The following is a 4,526-nucleotide window of genomic DNA, read 5'->3' on the forward strand; positions in this document are numbered from 1 at the left end:
TAGTAGCTCCGCTACGAGGGCTTCCGCCCGGCACGCCGAGAGCACGCACCGAACGCCGCTCCTTCTCCCACGGAGATCCATCAGAAGGGCCCTAGACGGATGACACGGTGCCGCGCACTCACACGCGCCGCCGGCGACATCCGCCCATTCCACCCCCTGCACCCACCGCCGCCCGACGACACGGCGCGGCGGGGACGAGGAACACAGCCATGAGCAAGACCAGCAAGAAGCAGCCCACCGCCCCCCGCCGGGCCAAGATCGAAGAAATACGCCGCGCCGAAAAGGCCCGCGACCGGCGCAACCGGATCATCACCATCACGCTCAGTGCGGTCATCGTCGCCGGACTGATCGGCTGGGGCACGTACGCCATCGACAACGCCAACGACAAGCAGGACCAGAAAGCCGCCGCGGCGAAGAAGCCCGTGAGCGGCGAGAAGACCTGGAACGCCAAGAAACTCGGCCGCGACCACGTCACGGGCACCGTCAAGTATCCGATGAATCCGCCCGTCGGCGGCAACCACAACCAAGCGTGGATGAACTGCGACGGCACCGTCTACACCAAGCCCGTCGCCAACGAGAACGCCGTGCACGCCCTGGAGCACGGCGCGGTCTGGGTGACCTACAACGACAAGGCCACCGACGCCGACATGAAGACGCTCGGCGACAAGGTCTCCAAGACGCCCTACACACTGATGAGCCCGGACAAGACCCAGTCCGGAACGATCACGCTGTCGGCCTGGGGAGTGCAGCTCAGCGTGAACAAGGCCTCCGACCCCAGGGTCGAGCAGTTCCTCACCAAGTACGTCCAGGGCGCGCAGACCCCCGAGCCGGGTGCCGCCTGCACCGGCGGGCTGACCGCCTGATGAGGGATACGACGGTGGCGGCGCCGGACGTGACGGATTCCGACGCCCCACCCGCCCGCAAGCCCTCCAGCGTTGCCGGAGGAGATCAGGCCGTAATCACGCCGCGATCCTGACCCGCCGTCAGAGCCTGGGCATGTCGAACCACGAGAACGCAGCGTGATCGAGCCACAGGCCGGCACGGCCACGAGACGGCGGGCCCGACCTCGGGGAGCGCCCCGGCGCTTCACGGATCGCAAACCATCCACCCTCCCGCTGCGGCAGGAAGACGGTGGGGCCCACGGCGGTGTACGCCGTGGGCCCCACCGTCTCGTGGCGGCGGGTCAGCTCTTGTCGAGCATCTTGTTCATCTGCTCGATCTCGGCGGTCTGGGCCGTGATCACGCCGTCCGCGAGCGTCACGGCGGGTCCGTACTCGCCGTCGGCCTTCTGGGTCTTGGCCATCTCGACGGCGCCCTCGTGGTGCTTGACCATCATCTCGAGGAACATCGTGTCGAACTCGGCGCCGGAGGCCTTCTCCAGCTTGCCCATGTCCTCGGCGCTCATCATGCCGGGCATGTCGGACGACATGTCCATTCCCTCCATCCCCTCCATCCCCTCCATCCCCTCCATCCCCTCCATGCCGGACATGTCCTCGGGGACCTCCTCGCCCCACGAGGTGAGCCAGCCGGACACCGTCTTGATTTCAGGCTCCTGCGCACCCTTGATCTTCGTGGCGAGGTCCTTGACGTCCTGCGACGAGGCGCGGCTCGCGGCCGACTCGGCCATGTCGACGGCCTGGCGGTGGTGCTGGATCATCTCCGTGGCGAAGGAGACGTCCTGTCCGTTGTGGCCGCCGGCCTCGGTGGAGGTGGTGGCGGACGGGCTGGAGTCGGATCCCATCGATCCCATGTCGTGCCCGCCGCTGCCGCATGCGGTCAGCACGAGAGCGGCTGCACCGGCGGTGACGGCCAGGGCGGTTCGACGGATGAGCCTGCGGTGTGCAGTCATAGGTTGAGCTCCTGTTTTCGGATCTGGTCCTGGGGCATGCCGGAGCACAGCGCCGCAGGGCATGCGGCGGCGTGCGGGCCGCTCTAGATCCGCAGGAGTTGGAGTTCGGCGAGTGAGGGAGGCGCCCGGCCGCCGTCGGGACCGCCGGCCGTCGACGTCGGGCCGGTCTGTGCCGGATCGGCGCAGGTCACCGTGTCGGGCAGCAGCACCGGCGCCACCAGGGGTGTCCCGGCGACGGAGGCCGAGGCACAGGTGGGGTCCGCATGTTCGGTGTGCCCTGTACAGCCGCCCGCCCCGTGATCACATCCGCCCGGTGCCGACGCCATGATGCCGGTGTGCGCAACCGCCGTCATCCGGCCGTGCTCGGACGATGTGTGCACGCCCGCGGGCATTGGCCCGAGGCCGTGCATCCCGAGCAGGCCGAGCAGCAGTGCGCACAGGAGCAGCCCACAGGACCGCAACGTCGGTTGCGGTCGAGGAAGCTGTCCCAGGCGGGTCATGGCCTCATCGTAGACATGGATCACCGACCACTTGCATCCTGGGCGCCGCCAAGTGGGCACGGCGAGTGACAGGTGCCGGGGCTCGAGCAGGCCGGAAGCCAACTCACCGGTCGTCTTTGCCCTTGCGCCCTCTCTTCCTCACCGTCACAGGCCAGGCGTCTACTATGGCCGTGCGTACACGGTGGCGAAAGGGAGTCCGGGACATGCGACGACTGGGGGATCTCGAGGCGGAGATCATGGATCGTTTCTGGACGTGGAACCGTCCGGCGACGGTGCGCGAGATAGTCGATGACATCAACAAGATCCGCCCGGTTGCGTACACCACGGTGATGACCGTGACCAACATCCTCTACACCAAGGGCTGGCTGCTGCGCGGCAAGCACGGCCGGGCCTGGCTGTACTCGCCGGTCCGCAGCCGTGAGGCGTACGCCGCCGCGCTCATGGAGGACGGTCTGGGAGAAAGCAAGGACCGCCCGGCCGCGCTGGTCCACTTCGTGGAGAACATGCCCGAGGAAGAGCTCGCCGCCCTGCGCAAGGCCCTGCGGAACGTGGCACGCCAGTCGAAGGCGAACCCGTGAACGCGGCCCCCGCCCTGGTCGGCTACACGGCAGCGGTGGGGTTCGCAGCCCCGCGCCTGATGCTGCGCAGCAGCTGGCCACACCGGGCGCCCGCCCTGGCCGCGGCGGTGTGGCATGCGCTGGCGGTCTCCTTCTCGATCGCCGCCGCGCTCTCCGCAGCCAGCCTGGCCTTGCCGACCGAACACCTGCACGCAGGACTGGTGGGTTTGCTGCACACCTGCGGACTGGGCGTGGGCGCGCGCCAGCCCGACCCCGATACCGCGGACCGCCTGGCCGTCGGTGTTTCCGCCGTCATCGCCGTCGCCCTGGTCGCCAGCTTCGCCTTCCATGTCCTACGTGCCCGCCTTGCGCGCACACAGCACAGGGAAGCCCTCGACCTGGTGGGCCGCCACTCGGCCCGGCTGTGCGCCACCGTGCTGCCGTACGACACTCCGGCCGCCTACTGCCTGCCCGGCCGCCGCCCACGGATCGTGATCAGCGACGCGGCGGTGCGACGGCTCACCCCCGATCAGCTCGACGCCGTGCTGAAACACGAGCAGGCCCACATCGCGGGCCGCCACCACCTGGTTCTGGCCGCCGCGGAGGCGTTCCACTCGGTGTTCCGGTGGGTGCCGCTGGCCCGCCACGCCCGGCAGCAGACGGCACTGCTGCTGGAGATGATCGCGGACGACCGGGCGCTGCGCAGCCACTCCCACGAGGTGCTGGCCACCGCGATGTACGAGATGGCCGCGGCCCGCGCCCCGAAGGGCACGCTGGCGGCGGGCGGTCCCAACGCTCTGATCCGCATGAAGCGGGTCCTCGGCCCGCGCAAGGCGCCGCACCCCGCGCTGTGGGGCTTGGTCGCCGCCGCGGCCGTGGTGATCCCCCTGCTTCCGCTTCTGGTCGCCTGCCCGCCCGGCCTCGACTGAGGGGTTGCCGGTGAGGTTCCGGTGACTCGGGCTCACTTGCGACACGAACTACGAATCTACTAAGTCGGAAACGTCCGCCTGCCGAAGCCACCCAGCCGCGCCCGGATCACTACGCTCGGCATGGCGGCCGACGCCGTGAGCCTGCTGCCGACGCAGAGCCAGGCCGCTCCCGAGCCCTCGGTGGACGAGGTACGCAAGCAGGTGGCGAAGCTCTACGAGGAGGCCGAGGCTCCCACGGAGGAGTACAACGGTGTCCTGGAAAAACAGAAAAAGCTGTAGGGCGAGGTCGACGCCGCCCAGGACCCGGCCGGCCCGCAAGCAGCAGGAGATCAACGAACTGCGCGAGAAGAGAGGCTAGTTGGCGGCGGAGCAGTACCGCACCGGTGCCATCGACCCGAGCGTGCAACTCTTCCTCTCCAGCGACCCGGCGGAGTACCTCGACAGGGCCCAGGCGCTCGGTCGCACGAGTGACCGGCAGGCCGCCGCACTGCGGGCGCTGGAGAGCACACAGCGGGAGCTCGCCCAGGAACGCGCGGACGCGGCGAAGCGGCTGAAGTCCCAGCAAGAGACCCGTGCGAAGGCCAAGGAGAAGAAGGACTAGTTGTTCTGTCCCGGGAGGTTGTGGACGGGTGAGGCAGATCTCGGCTGAGGGATCTTGAAATAGGTGAGGGCCTTCTGGCCTGGTGTGGAT

Annotated in this window: 7 protein-coding genes; 5 read left to right on the forward strand and 2 right to left on the reverse strand. The window is 69.0% G+C overall.

Annotation, left to right across the window (positions count from 1 at the left end; genetic code table 11):
• Positions 1-209 precede the first annotated feature (209 nt).
• On the forward strand, positions 210-863 hold the full coding sequence (locus ABT057_RS48760) for a thioredoxin-like domain-containing protein (protein ID WP_352351812.1): 654 nt from the start codon (positions 210-212) through the stop codon (positions 861-863).
• Positions 864-1,183: 320 nt separating this feature from the next.
• On the opposite strand, the gene ABT057_RS48765 is transcribed toward ABT057_RS48760, so the two are convergent.
• Positions 1,184-1,849, reverse strand: a complete 666-nt coding sequence (locus ABT057_RS48765) for a DUF305 domain-containing protein (protein ID WP_352351814.1) — start codon at positions 1,847-1,849, stop codon at positions 1,184-1,186.
• 83 nt (positions 1,850-1,932) lie between these two features.
• A complete protein-coding gene (locus ABT057_RS48770; protein ID WP_352351816.1) occupies positions 1,933-2,349 on the reverse strand; it encodes a DUF6153 family protein in 417 nt (138 codons plus the stop codon).
• A 203-nt stretch (positions 2,350-2,552) separates the two neighbouring features.
• Here ABT057_RS48770 and ABT057_RS48775 point away from each other — a divergent pair, with 203 nt between their 5' ends.
• The 4 genes from ABT057_RS48775 (at position 2,553) to ABT057_RS48790 (ending at position 4,436) form a co-directional block, all read left to right on the forward strand.
• Positions 2,553-2,927 (forward strand): BlaI/MecI/CopY family transcriptional regulator, encoded by a 375-nt coding sequence (locus tag ABT057_RS48775; protein WP_352351818.1) that lies wholly within the window; start codon positions 2,553-2,555, stop codon positions 2,925-2,927.
• On the forward strand, positions 2,924-3,835 hold the full coding sequence (locus tag ABT057_RS48780) for a M56 family metallopeptidase (protein WP_352351820.1): 912 nt from the start codon (positions 2,924-2,926) through the stop codon (positions 3,833-3,835). The genes ABT057_RS48775 and ABT057_RS48780 overlap by 4 nt, the downstream gene beginning before the upstream one ends.
• Before the next feature lie 135 nt (positions 3,836-3,970).
• A complete protein-coding gene (locus ABT057_RS48785; RefSeq protein WP_352351822.1) occupies positions 3,971-4,114 on the forward strand; it encodes a hypothetical protein in 144 nt (47 codons plus the stop codon).
• 79 nt (positions 4,115-4,193) lie between these two features.
• Positions 4,194-4,436: a hypothetical protein gene (locus ABT057_RS48790; RefSeq protein ID WP_352351824.1), complete on the forward strand. Its 243-nt coding sequence runs from the start codon at positions 4,194-4,196 to the stop codon at positions 4,434-4,436.
• Positions 4,437-4,526 lie beyond the last annotated feature (90 nt).

Origin of the sequence: Streptomyces sp. NPDC002588, from assembly GCF_040295925.1 — a bacterium.
GTDB lineage: Bacteria > Actinomycetota > Actinomycetes > Streptomycetales > Streptomycetaceae > Streptomyces.